The sequence below is a fragment of the Pseudarthrobacter sp. HLT1-7 genome, from assembly GCF_059383435.1.
The window spans coordinates 340,556-356,922 of sequence record NZ_JBWZCH010000001.1 but is presented as its reverse complement, the minus strand read 5'-3'; the positions used below and the strand labels follow the sequence as shown (position 1 = coordinate 356,922).

The window sequence follows — 16,367 nt, the reverse complement described above, 5'->3', positions numbered from 1 at the left end:
TCTGACGATGGCCGTCTACTTCGAATGCACCACGCGGACACGCACGCCCAGACCGGAGCTGTTTGATCTCGCCCGCAGCATCGACGCCCACAAGGACTCCATGTCGCGGTCACGGGAGGACGCAGTCGCCGGCGTCAGGTCCGGCCTTATCTCCCTGGGGGAAGAGGTGACCTGGCGGGCCTGGCACTTCGGGGTCCCGATCCGGATGACGAGTCGGATCACCCAGATGGAGGCGCCGGACTACTTCGTCGATGAGCAGGTCAGGGGCCCGTTCCGGCGGTTCCGGCACGTCCACGAGTTCAGCGAGGATTCCCACGGAACCACCATGGTTGATCGGATCGAGTTCACGGCCCCGTTCGGCCTAATCGGGCGTTTGGCCGAGAAACTGGTTCTGGCTGTATATCTTCGGAAGCTCATCGAGGCACGCAATCGGCACCTCACAGCGGACTCCCAGGGCGGATAACGCCAACAGATTCACCCGGGCCGCGCCGCTAAACCCGGGCGCGCTGCAGCCGGCTGGCGGCGGCCCTGTCCAGAAAGAGGGTGACGTGCGGGTGGCGCTGGATCAGCGACGCCGGGAAGTCTTCCGTGACGGGCCCTTCGACGGCGCGCGCCACGGCCCCGGCTTTGCCTTCGCCATGCGCGAGCAGCAGCAGCTGGCGAGCCTCGGAAATGGTGCCCAGTCCCTGGGTGATGGCGTGGCTGGGGACGTCCGCCGCTGAGTCAAAGAACCGGGCATTGTCCAGCCTGGTGCTGGCCGCGAGTTCCACAACGCGGGTCCGGGAGATAAACGCGGACGGCGGCTCGTTGAAGGCCAGATGGCCGTTGGAGCCGATGCCAAGGATCTGCAGATCGACGCCGCCGGCGTCGCGGATACTGCGGTCAAAGTCCGCAGCCTCCCGGATCGGGTCCTCCGCCAGCCCGTCCGGGGTGCGGACCAGGGCCGGATCCAGGCCGAGCCGCTCAATCACCTCGCGGCGGATGACCCGGGCGTAGCTCATTTCATCGGCGGGGCCGAGCCCCAGATACTCGTCGAGCGAGAACCCGCGCACACGGCCCAGCACCGGGTCCATCCCGGCCAGCGCCGCATAGAGCGGCAACGGCGAGGAACCCGTGGCCAGCCCGAGGACCGCCGTCGGAGTCCTGCGGACAAGCCCGGCTATGAGCTCCGCTGCGCGTGCTCCGGCTTCCGCGCCGGTAACGGTCTCGATGATCTTCACATGCAGTTCCTTGGAGGTGGGCTGCCGGACTCGGGTCAGCCCGGCGGCGAAGGAGCCGTCGTCACGGCCGGACCTGTTGCGCGGTGTTCCGCCGCGAGGTCAGGTAGGGTTCCTGGTCCGGGAACCCCGACGGCGCCCGGAGCAGTTCACGGGCCAGGGTGAGGGCTCCTTCGAGGGAACCTCCCAGCGGCGCCCGCAGCTCGGCGTCGGGCCGGATGGCGCTGAACCGGGCAGCCAGCGGCTCCAACAGCAGCTGCCCGACGTCGAACAGCCCGCCGGTGTAGGTAGCCAGCGGCGGAACCCCGGGGGCCAGCGAGGCGGCCAGGTTGTCGGCCAGCAGCACCCCGGCACGCGTCCAGATGCCGGCGGACACGGGGTCCCCGGCGTGCGCGGCCCAGGCCACGTCTTTGGCGAAGGAGGCGAGAATACCGGCGCGGTCGTCCCGGGTGTAGATCTTCCGGGGAAGTTCCTCCGGGGCGCCCCAGCGTTCGCGCAGCAGAGCCAGCAGCGCGGGCGAACCGCCGGGCCGGCCGTCGTGGGCGGCCAGTGCGGCCTGGAGCCCGGCGGTCCCGATCCAGCTTCCGCTGCCAAGATCACCGAGGACATGTCCCCAACCGTCCACCCGGTGCCAGCGGCCGGCGAAGTCGCTGCCGAGGCCCACGACGCCGGTGCCGGCGGACACCACGGCACCGCCGCCGAGGCCGATTCCGCCCACCAGCGAGGTGACGGCGTCCGAGGCCAGGGCCACCGGGATGGGTCCCAGTTGGGCGCGGAGGGTGCGGTGCGCCTCAGCGGTGCCCGCGGTGAGGCTGAGCAGCCCGCTCATCCCGACGGCGGCGGCGCGGAGCTGCCCGCCCTGGCCTGCGACGGCCTGCAGGGCCGGCGGCAGCAGGGATTCGAGGATGGCTGCCAGCGGTATCCCGCCGGAGCGTACCTCGATCCTGGCCCCGGCGACCGTCAGCAGCGGCTCGCCGGCCGGGGCGTCGAGGCGTTGCACGCCCGCCCGGCTGCCGCTGCCGCCTATGTCCAGGCCGAGGATCCAGTCTGTCTGCATACCGCTTATTTGCTCATGCCGGCTGTGAGCCCGGCGACGATCTGCTTGGTGGCGACGAGGAAGAGCACCACCAGCGGGATGGTCGCGATGACCAGGCCCGCGAACAGGGTGGGCCAGTCCGTCTGGTACTCCCCGAAAAACGTGGTCAGCCCGACGGGCAGGGTGTAGTTCTCCTTGGAGCGCATCAGGATCAGCGGGTAGAAGAAGTCGTTCCAGATCGGCACGAAGCGGAAAACGACCACGGTGGCGATCGCGGGTTTCACGAGCGGCAGCATGATGTGCCAGAACATCGTGAAGCTGCCGGCGCCGTCGATCCGGGCTGCTTCCTCCAGTTCCACCGGAAGCTGGCGGAAGAACGACGTCAGCACAAAGACCGAGAATGGAATACTCAGTGCCGCGTAGACCATGATCAGGCCGAACTTGTTGTCCACCAGGCCCATCGTGTCCAGCAGGTAGAAGACCGGAAGGATGGCCAGGTAGACCGGCAGCATCAGCCCGGACAGGAATACGGCCTCGATGATGCTGGCCACCCGGGACTTGCTCCGTGCCAGCGCGTAGGCGGCCAGCAGCGAGACCACGGTGGAGATGAGGACGGAGCCGATCGTGACCAGCAGGGAGTTGACGAAGAAGGTCCCGAAGGATGCCTGGACCCAGGCTTTGGTATAGCTGGTGAAGTTCGGGTTCAGCGGCAGCGCCAGCGGGCTCCGCGCCATCTCGCGGGTGGTCCGCAGCGAGCTGAACACCATCACCAGCAGGGGCGCGACGGCGATCACCGCATAGACCCAGAGGAAGCCGGACACGGCGAATCTGCCGGCGGCCCCTTTCCTGGGGGCTGGCTGCCGGCGTTTCGGTGCCGGGGCGGCAGCGCCGGCGTCGGGCTTCTTCGCTGTCAGGAGACTCATCAGGAGAGCTTCCTTTCCCTGCGTCGGATGATTGATGTGAAGACCAGCGCCACGCCGAAGATAAAGAGGAACAGCATGGTAGCCAGGGCCGAGGAGATCCCGATCGCGTTCGACGCCCCGGATTCGAAGGCGGTCCGGTAGAACATCAGTGACAGGACATCGGTGGCTCCGGCCGGCGAACCGGAGGACCCTCCCATGGCGTACGGCAGCGCGAGCGCCTCCATGGATCCGATGAAGGTCAGGATACTCACCGTGCCGATGGCCGAGGTCAGCAGCGGCAGCGTGATCAAGCGGAACCGCTGCCACGCCGTCGCGCCGTCCAGCGACGCCGCCTCGGTCAACTCCTCGGGAATACCGCCGAGGGCGGCACCGTAAAGCAGGATCGGGAACCCCAGCCACTGCCAGGCCGTGACGAGCACAATAACCCAGAGCGCCGTCGAGGGCTGTCCCAGCCAGGGTTGCGCCAGGTCGCCCAGGCCCATCGCCCTGAGCAACGCGTTGACCGGGCCGAACAGCGGCGAGAGCAGCAGCGTCCACAGGTAGCCGATCACCAGCGGGCTGACCAGGTACGGCAGCGTGTAGAGCGTCTGGAACAGTCTCTTGAAGCGCCGGCGCTTGTACAGGAACGAGGCAATGGCCAGCCCGACCGTGTTCTGGAAGACCATCGCCCCGGCAAACAGCAGCAGGTTGTGCATCAGCGCCCGCGGCAGATCCGATTTGAACGGCTCGGCGGTTAAGAGCGTAAAGAAGTTCCCGACGCCGGAGAACGCACCGCGGGCGGTGCCCTGCCAGTCAAAAAAGGAATAGCTGAAAGCCGTGAGCATCGGGTAGAGCACAAATATCGAGAAAATGACCGCCGCGGGGGCGAGAAAGATCACCGTGGCCGGCCAGCCAAGCACAGTCCCCGGCCGGCGGGGACTGCGCCAGCGCGGCGCGGACCGGGTCAGCTCTTTGGCTTGAACCACTGTGCGACTCCGTCCTGGACCTTCGCGGCGACACCTGCGGCGTCCTTGCTGCCCAGGAACAGCTCCTGGACCCCGGCGCCCATCAGATCGGTGCCGGAGGGCTGGCCGTAGCGGAAGTCGACCAGCAGGGTGTAGGGGGCGGGGTTCTTCTGGTAAAGGTCCCAGATTTCCTTCATGACCGGGTCGTTGAACGAGACGCCCTCGACCGGCGAGAACTGCTTGAGTTCGTCGACCACCTTCTGTCCGAACTCCCTGGTGCCCATCCACTGCAGCAGCTTCAGGGACGCCTCCTGCTTGGGCGACTTGGCGTTGATGGCCCAGTTGCCGTCGGCATAGGCCGGCGATACGGGCTTAGGCGAGGCCGATCCGTCCCGGACCGGGACCTGGAAGGCACCAAGGTCAAGGTCCGGGTTCTGCTTCTGGAAGAAGGCGAGTTCGAAGGAGCCGCCCGGGAACATGGCGGCCTGTTCGTTGCTGAACAGCACCTGGGCGTCAGTGTAGCTCACGCCCACGACGTCCTTGGGCATAAAGCCCTGCAGGTCCTTTAGGTTCTGGATGGAACTGACGTACTTGGCATCGGTGAAGGTCTTCTTACCGGACTGGACGGCGTCGCGGAAGTCCTTGCCGCCGTATTCGGCGGAACCAAAGACGTCGTGGATGAACGGCATCATCCAGGCGTCCTTGGCACCGACAGCCAGCGGGGTCATGCCGGAGCCCTTGATCTTTTCGTTGACCTTCACAAAGTCGTCCCAGCTCTGGGGAACCTCGACGCCTGCATCTTTGAAGATCTTCTTGTTGTAAAAGATCTGCATGGTCTGGGTGGCGAACGGAACGCCATAGACCTTCCCGTCGGTCTTGGCCTGGGCGCCCGCCAGGATGGTGGGGTCCATGGTCTTCAGTCCGTCCACCTTCCCGGTGACGTCGGTGAGGTTGCCGCCGACGATCAGCGGCTGCAGGGCGCCGTAAGCACGGGCCTGGACGACGTCGGGGCCGTTGCTTCCGGTCAGGCCGGTAGAGAGGATCTGGTTGTACTCGGTGTTCTTGAAGGCCTGGAAGTCGACTTTGACGCAGTTCTTCTCTTCATAGGCCGCGAAGATCTTCTTGTAGGCGTCCACATCCTCGGGGCGCCAGGACCAGATCTTCAGCGTTTCCGGCGACGCGCACCCGGCGGCGTTGGTGCCGGCAGCTTTGTCCGCTGCGGTCGACGGTGAGCCGGGCGCGCAGGCGGTGATCGGCAACATGGCGAGCGCAAGTGCCGCGATCAGGTGCCTGGGTCGTACCTTCATTGGTTGATCCTTCTGCTTGGAGGGGCATGATGCGAGCGTGTTCGGGGTGTGTGGTTGACGCCGGCGGCTGCCGGTGGCTGCGAGCCGCCGCCGGTCAGACGGCGAGGGAGTGGACGGCGTCGCGCACGCCGCCGCCAACGGCATCGATGGCGTCCCGTGACCGGCCCGGGCCGGTTTCGGTGAGCATCGACACGAGCGCCACCTTCAGGTCGCCGTCGGACGCTGCGAGCGCGGCGCGGCAGGGCTCCTCGCCCTGCCCCGTGGCTTCCATCAGGATCCGGACCGTCCGGGCCCGGAGTTTTTCGTTGGTGGCCAGCACCGAGACCATCAGGTTCGACCAGGTCTTGCCGAGCCGGATCATCAGCGCGGTGGAGAAGCTGTTGAGCATCATCTTCTGGGCGGTCCCGGCCTTGAGCCTGGTTGAACCGGCCAGGGCTTCCGGGCCGGTGTCGGCCGCGAGCACGAAGTCGGCCAGCGGTCCGAGCTCCGGGTTCACGGCGCAGGTCATCAGTGCGGTGGGAACGCCGAGCCGGCGGGCACGGTCCAGCGCCCCGCCCACGTAGGGCGTGCGCCCCGAAGCGGCAATGCCGATGACGACGTCGCCGGCCCTGACGTCTGCGGCGTCCGCGAGGCCGGCTTCCCAGGAGTCCTCAAGGTTCTCGACGGCGCGGACCAGTGCGGCGGAGCCCCCGGCATGGTGGGCGATGACGGTACCCTCGGCCAGGTTGAAGGTGGGCATCAGCTCTGCCGCGTCGATGATCCCCAGCCGCCCCGAGGTTCCGGCGCCGAAGTAGTGCACCCGTCCGCCGTCGGCGACCGCCTGCGCCGCGGCCTCAACCAACAGGGCCATTACCGGCAGCACCTGCCGGACGGCCGCCGGCGCGATCCGGTCCTCATCGTTGAGCGCCTCCAGGATGCCGAGCGTGGTCCGCTGGTCCAGGTCCAGTGTCCGGGGATTTCTCCCCTCGGTGCTGATATCGAGCCAAGCGCTGCTCAACTGTGCGCTGGTGTGGTTCTCTGAACTCACCGATTTTCCCGTCTCTCAAAAGGCGTTCCGTGATGTGCGTCACCTGAGAACTTACGGGCTGGGTGCCTTTATGTCAATCGCTTACAACTCAGCGCTTGTTTGTGTAATCTTGTTACAAGCCATGATCGGAATCTTCCGCTGGCGCCGCGGGGCCGGCAGTGCCCCACAGCTGAAGGACGGCCTCCCGTGAGCGCAGTGACAGGAAACATTTCGTCGCGGACAGTCCTGGTCCGGATCCGGGCGGCACTGCCCTCGCTGCGCCCGTCCGAGCAATCCATCGGCAACGCTGTCCTCGCCGAGCCGGCCCTCGCGGCCACCCTGTCGATCGGTGAACTCGCCGAGAAATGCAGGACATCGACAACGTCGGTGGTCCGCTTCTACAAGAAGATCGGCTACCAGGGCTACTCGGACTTCCGGCTGGATCTGGCCCGGGAAACCACCCGTGAACAGGCTGTCGCCAATGTGGGCGCAGAGATGTACGAAGACATTGCGAAAACCGACTCACTGCAGGATGTGGTGTCCAAAATTGCCTTCAACGAGACGATGTCCATCGCCGACACCGCCCAGGTCCTCGACGTCGCCAGGCTCGCGGACGCCGTCGCCGCGCTGTCCGGCGCGAAACGGATCGACATCTTCGGCGTCGGTGCCAGCGCCTGGGTGGGCCAGGACCTGCAGCAGAAGTTCCACCGAATCGGGATGACGGCGCACAGCTGGTCCGACGCCCATTCAGCCTGGACGTCAGCGGCCCTGCTCGACGCCGGGAGTGTGGCGGTGGCCATCTCGCATTCCGGTTCGACCCTGGACACGATCGAGGCCCTGCGCATCGCCGGCGAGGCAGGCGCCCGGACCGTCGCCATCACCAACCATTCCGGCTCACCGCTGGCCCATATCGCCGAGATCGTGCTGACCACGGCCGCACGCGAGAGCCCGTTCCGTTCCGGGGCACTCGGCAGCCGGATGGCTCAAATGATGGTCACCGACTGCCTGTTTGTCGGCGTCGCCCAGCAGTCCTACGACGCCTCGATCGCGGCGCTCCGGAAGACCTACACGGCCGTGCAAGGACGGAAGGTGGCACCCGGCGTCCGGCCCTGACGTTACCTTTCGCGGCGCCGGCATTTCGCGGCACCGGCTGTTCGCGGCACCGGCTGTTCGCGGCACCGGCAGGAATTCGCCGCTAGAATCAGGGGACAGCCCGCGGACGGTAGCGCCAGCGGGCGCAACCATAGGCCGCCGCTGGTGAAGGGAGTGCTCCGTGCGTACAGCCGCAAGAGCACCGTTCCACGCCTTACGCTCGGCCATGGTGGCACTCACGGTTGTTTCCCTCGCCGCCGGCGCCCATACCCTGGCCGGCGGGGAACTCCCCGTCCCGGGAATCCTGCTGGCGTTACTGGCCCTGACCGGGCTGGCCTCCACCGCCGCCACCCGGCTGAAGCTCAGCTTCCCCGCCCTGGCGGCCCTGCTTGGCGCCGGGCAGCTCATGCTGCACGAGGCTTTCGCCCTCAGCGGGCAGGTGCCGGCCGGCGCGATCGGGTCCGCGCATCACGCTGGCGCAACCCTCGCACCGGTCTCCGCAGACCAGATCCATCTCCAGCTCCCTGCACTGGGCTCGACGCTTTCGCTGCTGATGTTTGCCGGCCACGCGCTGGCAACGCTCGCCTGCGCCCTGCTCCTTGCCAGGGGTGAGGCCGCGCTGTGGTCGCTCGCCGCGTGGCTCCGCCCGCTGCTGAGGCTCCCCGCACCGGTGAAGCCCGACGCCGTCGAGGCGCCCGTCGCGGCCGGCTGGCCCGCGGATGCCGCCCCGCTCCCCTGGCGGAACCTCCGGCGCGACTGCCGCCGCGGCCCGCCCGCCGCCGTCGTGCTTTCCTGACCTTCCTGATCGGCCGCGGCTGATCCTGCCGACGACACGGCAGGGCTTTGCCGTGCCACCCCATTTTTTGTGCGCCCGCCCGCAGTGCCGCGCGCACGCCCGAAAGGAACCCACTCTTGAAGACCTCCCAGAAACCAACCCTCTGCCGACGCACCCTCACCGCGACGGCCGTGGCCGGCGGAACCGCCGCCCTCATGCTCGCCGGCATCAGCGGCGCCTCGGCCCACGTGGGGGTCACCCCGGACAAGACCGCCGCGAACTCTTCCGCCCTGCTCACCTTCGGCATCCCGCACGGCTGCGATGCCGCCGGCACCACAAAGGTGACCATCACGCTGCCCGCCGAACTCAACGACGCCCAGCCCACGGTAAACCCGAACTGGACGGTCCAGAAGGTGACCGAGCAGCTGCCCGAGGCCAAGAAACTGGCGGACGGGACTTCCATCACCAAGCGGACCAGCCAGATCGTCTACACCGCAAAGGCGCCGTTGGAACCTGCCCTCCGTGACGCCGTCGTGCTGTCCGTGAAACTGCCCGATGTGGCCGGGAAGACGCTCTACTTTCCCACCCTGCAGAACTGCGAGCAGGGCCAGACCGACTGGTCGCAGATTCCGCAGGAGGGCCAGGACCCGCACTCGCTGAAGGCACCGGCTCCGTCCGTCGCGGTCACTGAGGCTGCCGCACCTGCCGGGCACAGCGCCCAGGCGGCCGCCGCCTCCGACACCGTGTCCGGTGCTGCGTCCGGCACCGCGTCCGGCACCGTCGCCGGCGGCGTCCCCGGCGGCGCAGCGGGCGATGGCGGCGCCCAGGCCCGCAGCTGGGCCGGACTCGTCGCCGGAGCAGGCGGCCTGGCGCTGGGCGGTGTGGCATTGCTGCGGAGCCGGAGGGACGGGCCCGTGCCGGTCCGCGCTTCGGCACCCGGCTCCGCACCCAGGGAGTAGCTGACCTCGGTTGATGCCCGGAAATCACAATCCGGACATCAATCGGGCGCCGCCGTCGTGGCGTCGTTGACTCAGGCTACAACGGGCATGAGGGTAGTGCCATGACGGCTCAGCGAATCAACACCAGACTGGTATTTACGACGGCGGCAGCAGCGGCAGCGCTCTTCCTTGCCGGCTGCGGGGGCGGCGGCGGCACAGCCCAGTCCCAGACGTCCGGCACCCCGGCGTCCTCCCCGGCCAGCTCCGCTAGCCAGCCCGCCAGCCCGCCCCCGGCCACTGGCACGGGCGCGGCAAGTGGTCCCGCTTCGTCGGCTCCCGCTTCGTCGGCTCCCGCGGCGCAGGCGACCACCCAGGCCGGCCCCATCCTCTGCAAGGCTGCCGGCCTCACCGCCGGCACCGATTCCACCGGCGGCGGCGCGGCCGGCAGCGTCTACATGCAGCTGATCCTGACGAACTCCGGCGCCGAGCCGTGCCTGCTGAAGGGCTTCGCCGGCGTCTCCCTCACCGCCGATGCCGCCGGCGCCCCGATTGGTGCCGCAGCGTCCCGTGACACGGCCATGCCGGCCGCCGAGGTGCTGCTCGCGCCGGGCCAGGCCGGAACCGCCACCCTGCGATACACCCAGGCCCGGAACTACTCCGACTGCACCGTCGTTCCCGCGGCAGGCTTCCGGATCTACCCGCCGGAGGACACCGCATCCCTGTTCCTCGCCCAGCCCAGGGACGCCTGCAGCAACGCCGGTCCCGAGCTGTTGACCATCAGCGCGTTCAAGGCCAGGTAGCTCCGCTGTCGCCGAGGTGAGGTTTTCCGCCCATGCCCGCCTGAATCATGGGCGCGAAGTCTCACCTCGCGGGGGTCTGGGCCGTCCGCGGCGGCGCCGTCCCGCAACTTCCCGCGGCGGCGGTGCCAAGTTTGCTTATGCCGCCCGGATTACCACCCGCCATTTCCTGTCGGCACCTTAGGGCATGATGGAGGAATGACGCGCCAGGAGCTCTCCGGCGGCGTACTCGCTGCCGATGCCATGGACCGGTTCAGCCGTCCGACCCGGGACTGGTTCCTGGGTGCCTTTGCCGCGCCCACCCCGGCCCAGGGCGGCGCCTGGAACGCCATCTCCTCCGGCTCGCACGCCCTCGTGGTCGCTCCCACGGGCTCGGGCAAGACGCTCGCGGCCTTCCTGTGGGCGCTGGACCGGCTGCTCGTCTCCGCACCGGCAGAGCCATCCGCCCCCGCCGAGCCGCCAGTGCTGCCGGGGCCCGGCGCCGCAAAAGTTTCCCGGCAGAAGGCTCCCAAGCGGAAAACCCGGGTGCTGTACATCTCCCCGCTCAAGGCCCTCGGGGTCGACGTCGAACGCAACCTCCGCGCGCCGCTGATCGGCATCACCCAGACCGCCAAACGCCTCGGCCTGCCCGCGCCGCTCATCACTGTCGGTGTCCGCTCCGGCGACACCCCGGCGTCGGACCGCCGCTCGCTGCTCAGCCACCCGCCGGATATCCTCATCACCACGCCCGAATCGCTCTTCCTGATGCTGACCTCCAAGGCGCGGGAAACGCTGGCCGAGGTGGACACCATCATCGTCGACGAGGTCCACGCCGTCGCCGGCACCAAACGCGGCGCGCACCTGGCCGTATCGCTGGAACGCCTCGACGAACTGCTGCCTAAGCCTGCCCAACGGATCGGGCTCTCGGCCACCGTGGAGCCGAAGGAACTCGTGGCGCAGTTCCTCGCCGGCTCCGCGCCGGTGGAAATCGTGGCCCCGCCGTCCAGGAAGAACTGGGATCTGACGGTCTCTGTCCCGGTGGAGGACATGTCCGATCTTCCCGGGGCGGCCGGGGCGTTCGATTCCGGCCCGGCGTCGGGGCTTCAGCCGCAGGCATCGATCTGGCCTCATGTGGAGGAAAAGATCGTGGACCTGGTGCTGGCCAACCAGTCCACCATCGTGTTCGCTAATTCCCGCCGGCTCGCCGAGCGGCTGACCGCCCGGCTCAATGAGATCCACGCCGAGCGGCAGCTGATGGCCGCCGGCGGAGGCTGGGGCGAGTCGGGCGCCGGGGCCCCGGACTTCGAACCGGTGCCCAAAGCGGCGCCGGCGCAAAATGCGGTGCCGGCTGCGGCGCCGGCCGCCGGCACAGCAGCGCTGCCTGCCTCCACCGCGACGCCGGCGCACATGATGGCGCAGGCCGGCAGCACCGCCGGCGCGGATCCGCTGCTGGCCCGGGCCCACCACGGCTCGGTTTCCAAGGACCAGCGCGCCCTGATCGAGGACGACCTGAAATCCGGCCGGCTGCGCTGCGTAGTGGCCACGTCCTCCCTGGAACTCGGCATCGATATGGGCGCCGTGGACCTCGTGGTGCAGGTCGAGTCCCCGCCCTCGGTGGCCAGCGGGCTGCAGCGGGTGGGCCGTGCCGGGCACCAGGTCGGCGAGATCTCCCGGGGCGTACTGTTCCCCAAACACCGCGCGGACCTCGTGCACACGGCCATCACAGTGGAAAGAATGCTCGCCGGAAAAATCGAGCGGCTCGCTGTCCCGAAAAATCCGCTGGACATCCTGGCCCAGCAGACCGTCGCGGCCACTGCCCTTGGTTCCATCGATGTGGAGGAATGGTTCTCCACAGTCCGGCGGTCCGCTCCGTTCGCCTCGCTCCCCCGCTCCGCGTTCGAGGCCACGCTGGACCTGCTGGCGGGCCGCTACCCCTCCGACGAGTTTGCGGAGCTAAGACCCCGGATCATCTGGGACCGGAACGCCGGCACCATTGAGGGCCGGCCCGGCGCGCAGCGGCTCGCCGTAACCTCCGGCGGGACCATCCCGGACCGCGGCTTGTTCGGCGTCTACATCATCGGCACCGAAGTGGAGGGGTCCGGTTCCCCCGGCGCGGCCGGCTCCGCCAGTGGCGACGGCAGAGCCGCGAGCCCCGCCGCCGCCGCGGCCAAAGGAGGCCGGCGGGTCGGCGAACTCGACGAGGAAATGGTCTACGAATCCCGGGTGGGTGATATCTTCGCCCTCGGCGCCACGAGCTGGAAGATCGAGGACATCACCCATGACCGGGTCCTGGTCTCGCCCGCCTTCGGGCAGCCCGGAAAACTCCCTTTCTGGAAGGGGGACTCCCTCGGCCGGCCTGTGGACCTTGGCCGCGCCCTCGGCGCGTTCATGCGCGAACTCGCCGCATCCGACGTCGGACCCGCTACTGAACGGTGCAAGGCCAGCGGACTGGACGAATTCGCCGCCAACAACCTGATCCAGTACCTCGCCGAACAGAAGCTCGCCACCGAGGTGGTGCCCAGCGACACGACCCTCGTAGTGGAACGCTTCCACGACGAACTCGGGGATTGGCGCGTGGTGCTGCACAGCCCCTTCGGGATGCCCGTCCACGCGCCGTGGGCCCTCGCCGTGGGGCAGCGCCTGCATCAGCGCTACGGAATGGACGGCTCCGCCATGGCTGCTGACAACGGCATTGTGCTGCGCGTACCCATGATGGAGGACGAGCCGCCCGGAGCCGAGCTGTTCCTGTTCGACCCCGAGGAACTGGAGCAGATCGTGACCGCGGAAGTCGGCGGGAGCGCCCTGTTCGCATCACGCTTCCGCGAGTGCGCCGCCCGCGCACTCCTCCTGCCCCGGCAAAACCCGGGCAAGCGGCAGCCTTTGTGGCAGCAGCGGCAGCGTTCCGCCCAATTGCTGGATGTCGCCCGGAAATACCCCACCTTCCCTATCGTGCTTGAGACGGTGCGCGAATGTCTGCAGGATGTCTATGACCTTCCCGCTCTGAAAGACATCGCGGCCTCCGTGGAACGGCGCGAACTGCGGATCGTGCAGACCACCACGCAGCAGCCCTCCCCGTTCGCTAAGTCCCTGCTCTTCGGCTATGTGGCACAGTTCCTCTACGAGGGCGATTCCCCGCTGGCCGAGCGCCGGGCCGCCGCGCTGGCGCTGGATTCAACCCTGCTCAACGAACTCCTGGGCCGGGTAGAGCTGCGCGAACTGCTCGACGCCAAGGTCATCGACGCCACCGAACGGGAGCTGCAGCGCCTCGCCCCGGACCGGTTGGTCCGCGGGCTGGAGGGCGTCGCGGATCTGCTGCGCCTCCTGGGTCCGCTGACCCCGGCGGAAGTCGCCGCCCGGCTGGAACCGATGGCCGCGTCCGCGCCCGGTGCTGAACCGGCTTCCGCGCCCGTGGCCGGTGCCGTACCACCCGAGACCCGGGAGGACGGGCCCGCACCGGTGGCCGGACCCCTTCCGGTGGCCGCGCCCGCGGACCCCCTTCCGGACGTGCCGGTCGCCGACGCCGCCGCGCACCTGGCCGCGCTCCAGCGCGTCAACCGCGCGATCAAGGTGAACATCGGCGGCGTCGAACGCTACGCGGCGGTGGAAGATGCCGCACGGCTGCGCGATGCCCTTGGCGTGCCGCTGCCCATGGGTGTCCCGCTGGCCTTCATCGAGCCTGTCGCGGATCCGCTGGGCGACCTCGTTTCGCGGTACGCCCGCACGCACGGGCCCTTCACCTCCGCCGAGGCGGCCATTCGGCTGGGACTGGGCGTCGCCGTCGTCGGCACCGCACTGAAACGGCTCGCCGCAGACGGCCGCGTGGTAGAGGGCGAGTTCCGCCCGCACGCCACAGCGCCGGAAACGGCCGTAGTCCCGGCAGCGGCCAAAGCCCCGGGAACCGGGGATCCTGCTTCGGCCGGCGGCACGGACAAGGCCGGGCACAGCATCCCCGGCGCCCCCTCGCTGGCCGGCGTCAGCGAATGGTGCGACGCCGAGGTCCTGCGCAGGCTCCGCCGCCGCTCCCTTGCCGCGCTGCGCGCCGAGGTCGAGCCGGTGGACGCCGCCGCCTACGGCCGGTTCCTGCCGGCCTGGCAGAACGTCAGAACCGCCGGCACACGCAGTCAGTCGGCGCTGCGCGGGCTGGACGGCATCATCACCGCCGTCGACCAGTTGTCCGGGGTGCCCATTCCGGCCTCGGCCTGGGAACCCCTGATCCTTTCCGGCCGGGTGGCCGGCTACCAGCCCGCCATGCTGGATGAGCTGATGGCTGCCGGCGAGATCCTATGGTCCGGTGCGGGTTCGTTGCCGGGCAATGACGGTTGGGTGAGCCTGCATCTGGCCGATTCGGCCGAGCTGACCCTCAATCCGTCCGTGGACTTCGAGCCGGGCGACGCGCAGCAGCGGCTGCTGGACCATCTGCGGAACAACGGCGGCGGCTACTTCTTCCGCCAGCTGACGGACATTGCGGGTGGCCTGGACGCGGTGCTGAGCGATCAGAATGTGGTCTCCGCGCTGTGGGACCTCGCGTGGGCCGGCCGCATCACCGGCGACACCTTCGCACCGGTGCGCGCGCTGATTGCCGGCGGCCACACCGCGCACCGGCAGGTGGGCCGGGCGCCGCGGGCCCGGGCGCCGCGGATGAGCCGGCTGGGACGCGCCCACGGCACCGGTCTGCTGGGATCCCCCGGACTGACCGGCGGGCGCTACGGTTCAGCAGCCGGCACCGCGTCGACTCCCCCGATGGCCGCCGGCCGCTGGTCCGCGCTGCCGGCACCGGAACTGGACGCCACCATCCATGCCCGGGCCACCGCCGAGCTCCTTCTCGACCGCTACGGCATAGTCACCCGCGGCTCCGTTATGGCGGAAAACATCCTCGGCGGCTTCGGCCTGATGTACAAGGTGCTGGCCCGGCTGGAGGAAGCCGGACGGTGCCGGCGCGGCTACTTCATCGAGCACCTCGGCGCGGCCCAGTTTGCCGTTCCGGCCACGGTGGACCGGCTTCGGTCGTTCGCGGAGGACACCCAGCTCACGAAACCCGAGCCCGTGGCACTGGCCCTCGCCGCGACGGACCCCGCCAACCCCTACGGCGCGGCACTGCCGTGGCCCGCCCTGAACACCGAAGCCGGCACGGGCCACCGGCCGGGCCGGAAAGCCGGTGCACTGGTGGTCCTGGTCGACGGCGCCCTCATCCTCTACGTGGAACGCGGCGGCAAAACCCTGCTGGCCTTCAACGGTGACACCGAGATCCTGGCCGCGGCCGGCGCCGCCCTCGTGGGAGTGGTCACCCGCGGCGCGGTGGACAAACTCATCATGGAGAAAGTCAACGGGCACGGCATCCTGGACACGCCCGTCGCCGCCGCCCTGGCCCACGCCGGCGCGTATTCCACCCCGAAAGGATTGAGGATCCGTGCCTGAGGGCGACTCCGTCTTCCGTGCGGCCGCGGAGCTCCATGCCGCACTGGCCGGCCAGCGGCTGCTCTCCTCCGACTTCCGGGTGCCGCGTTTCGCCACGCTCAAGCTCGGCGGCTGGACCGTGCAGGAGGTGGTGCCACGCGGAAAGCACCTGCTCATGCGGCTGCAGAGGCCTGCGGGTCAAGGGCCGGTGGGTCTGGGGCCGGCGGGCCGGGGCCCTGCGGGCCAAGAGCCGGCGGGCCGGGGCCCTGCGGGTCGGGATCCTGCGGAACCGGACCAGCTGACCATTCATTCCCACCTCAAGATGGAGGGAACCTGGCAGGTCTATCCGCCGGGCGGGCGCTGGCGAAAGCCCGGTTTCACCGCCCGGTGCGTCCTGCGCACCGCCACGGCGGACGCCGTCGGGTTCTCGCTTGGCATCCTCGACGTGGTCCGCACCTCCGAAGAAGACTCGATCGTAGGACACCTTGGTCCGGACCTCCTGGGCCCGGACTGGGATCTGGCCGAGGCGGAGCGGCGGATCCACGCTGCCCCGGACGTGCCGATCGGGGTCGCGCTGCTGGACCAGCGGAACCTCGCGGGGATCGGCAATATATACCGCTGCGAGGCGTGTTTCCTGTCCGGCGTCCACCCTGCCCTCCCTGTGTCCGCGGTACCCGATCTGGCCGGCCTCGTCACCACTGCCAAGGCGCTGCTGGAAGCCAATCTGGGCCCGGGCCGCCGGACCACAGTGATGAATCCGCGCGGCCGGCTTGTTGGCCGGACGTCGGGGCTGCCCGGCTACTGGGTCTACCGGCGGGAGCACCAGCCGTGCCTGAAATGCGGGACCCCGGCGCGCCGCGGGGTCCTGGCCAAGGCCACCGGGACGGAAGAGCGGGACATCTACTACTGCCCGAGGTGCCAGCCGTTGCCCGGTCCCGGCTAGCTGGGCTCATGACGCG

At 69.2% G+C, this 16,367-nt stretch carries 13 protein-coding genes; 7 read left to right on the top strand and 6 right to left on the bottom strand.

Annotation, left to right across the window (positions count from 1 at the left end; all coding sequences use genetic code 11):
• Nucleotides 1–7: 7 nt before the first annotated feature.
• The gene (locus AC50X6_RS01700; protein ID WP_326967831.1) at nt 8–463 is read left to right on the top strand and encodes an SRPBCC family protein; all 456 of its coding nucleotides are present in this window, start codon (nt 8–10) and stop codon (nt 461–463) included.
• A gap of 28 nt (nt 464–491) precedes the next feature.
• Here AC50X6_RS01700 and AC50X6_RS01695 read toward each other — a convergent pair whose 3' ends face one another.
• The 6 genes from AC50X6_RS01695 to AC50X6_RS01670 all read right to left on the bottom strand — a co-directional run bounded on the left by AC50X6_RS01695 (nt 492) and on the right by AC50X6_RS01670 (nt 6,454).
• Nucleotides 492–1,220 (bottom strand): glucosamine-6-phosphate deaminase, encoded by a 729-nt coding sequence (locus AC50X6_RS01695; protein WP_494964586.1) that lies wholly within the window; start codon nt 1,218–1,220, stop codon nt 492–494.
• A 61-nt stretch (nt 1,221–1,281) separates the two neighbouring features.
• The gene (locus tag AC50X6_RS01690) at nt 1,282–2,274 is read right to left on the bottom strand and encodes an N-acetylglucosamine kinase (protein WP_494964585.1); all 993 of its coding nucleotides are present in this window, start codon (nt 2,272–2,274) and stop codon (nt 1,282–1,284) included.
• Between the two features lie 5 nt (nt 2,275–2,279).
• A complete protein-coding gene (locus AC50X6_RS01685; protein ID WP_494964584.1) occupies nt 2,280–3,176 on the bottom strand; it encodes a carbohydrate ABC transporter permease in 897 nt (298 codons plus the stop codon).
• Nucleotides 3,176–4,141, bottom strand: coding sequence for a carbohydrate ABC transporter permease (locus tag AC50X6_RS01680; protein WP_494964583.1), 966 nt, complete (start codon nt 4,139–4,141; stop codon nt 3,176–3,178). Before AC50X6_RS01680 ends, AC50X6_RS01685 begins: the two co-directional genes overlap by 1 nt.
• On the bottom strand, nt 4,120–5,427 hold the full coding sequence (locus AC50X6_RS01675; protein ID WP_494964582.1) for an ABC transporter substrate-binding protein: 1,308 nt from the start codon (nt 5,425–5,427) through the stop codon (nt 4,120–4,122). Before AC50X6_RS01675 ends, AC50X6_RS01680 begins: the two co-directional genes overlap by 22 nt.
• A gap of 94 nt (nt 5,428–5,521) precedes the next feature.
• Complete coding sequence (locus AC50X6_RS01670; RefSeq protein ID WP_494964581.1) at nt 5,522–6,454, bottom strand: N-acetylmuramic acid 6-phosphate etherase; 933 nt, start codon at nt 6,452–6,454, stop codon at nt 5,522–5,524.
• A gap of 186 nt (nt 6,455–6,640) precedes the next feature.
• Between AC50X6_RS01670 and AC50X6_RS01665 the strand changes: the two genes are divergently transcribed.
• From AC50X6_RS01665 to AC50X6_RS01640, 6 genes are all read left to right on the top strand, one after another.
• Nucleotides 6,641–7,546 carry a MurR/RpiR family transcriptional regulator gene (locus tag AC50X6_RS01665; protein WP_494964580.1) on the top strand — a complete coding sequence of 302 codons (906 nt, stop codon included), beginning with the start codon at nt 6,641–6,643 and terminating at the stop codon, nt 7,544–7,546.
• Nucleotides 7,547–7,706: 160 nt separating this feature from the next.
• The gene (locus AC50X6_RS01660; protein ID WP_494964579.1) at nt 7,707–8,321 is read left to right on the top strand and encodes a hypothetical protein; all 615 of its coding nucleotides are present in this window, start codon (nt 7,707–7,709) and stop codon (nt 8,319–8,321) included.
• 194 nt (nt 8,322–8,515) lie between these two features.
• On the top strand, nt 8,516–9,259 hold the full coding sequence (locus AC50X6_RS01655; RefSeq protein WP_494964677.1) for a YcnI family copper-binding membrane protein: 744 nt from the start codon (nt 8,516–8,518) through the stop codon (nt 9,257–9,259).
• A 101-nt stretch (nt 9,260–9,360) separates the two neighbouring features.
• Nucleotides 9,361–10,038, top strand: a complete 678-nt coding sequence (locus AC50X6_RS01650) for a DUF4232 domain-containing protein (protein WP_494964578.1) — start codon at nt 9,361–9,363, stop codon at nt 10,036–10,038.
• Nucleotides 10,039–10,233: 195 nt separating this feature from the next.
• On the top strand, nt 10,234–15,429 hold the full coding sequence (locus AC50X6_RS01645) for an Lhr family helicase (protein ID WP_494964577.1): 5,196 nt from the start codon (nt 10,234–10,236) through the stop codon (nt 15,427–15,429).
• Nucleotides 15,422–16,351 (top strand): Fpg/Nei family DNA glycosylase, encoded by a 930-nt coding sequence (locus tag AC50X6_RS01640; RefSeq protein ID WP_494964576.1) that lies wholly within the window; start codon nt 15,422–15,424, stop codon nt 16,349–16,351. Before AC50X6_RS01645 ends, AC50X6_RS01640 begins: the two co-directional genes overlap by 8 nt.
• The last annotated feature ends 16 nt before the right edge of the window (nt 16,352–16,367 follow it).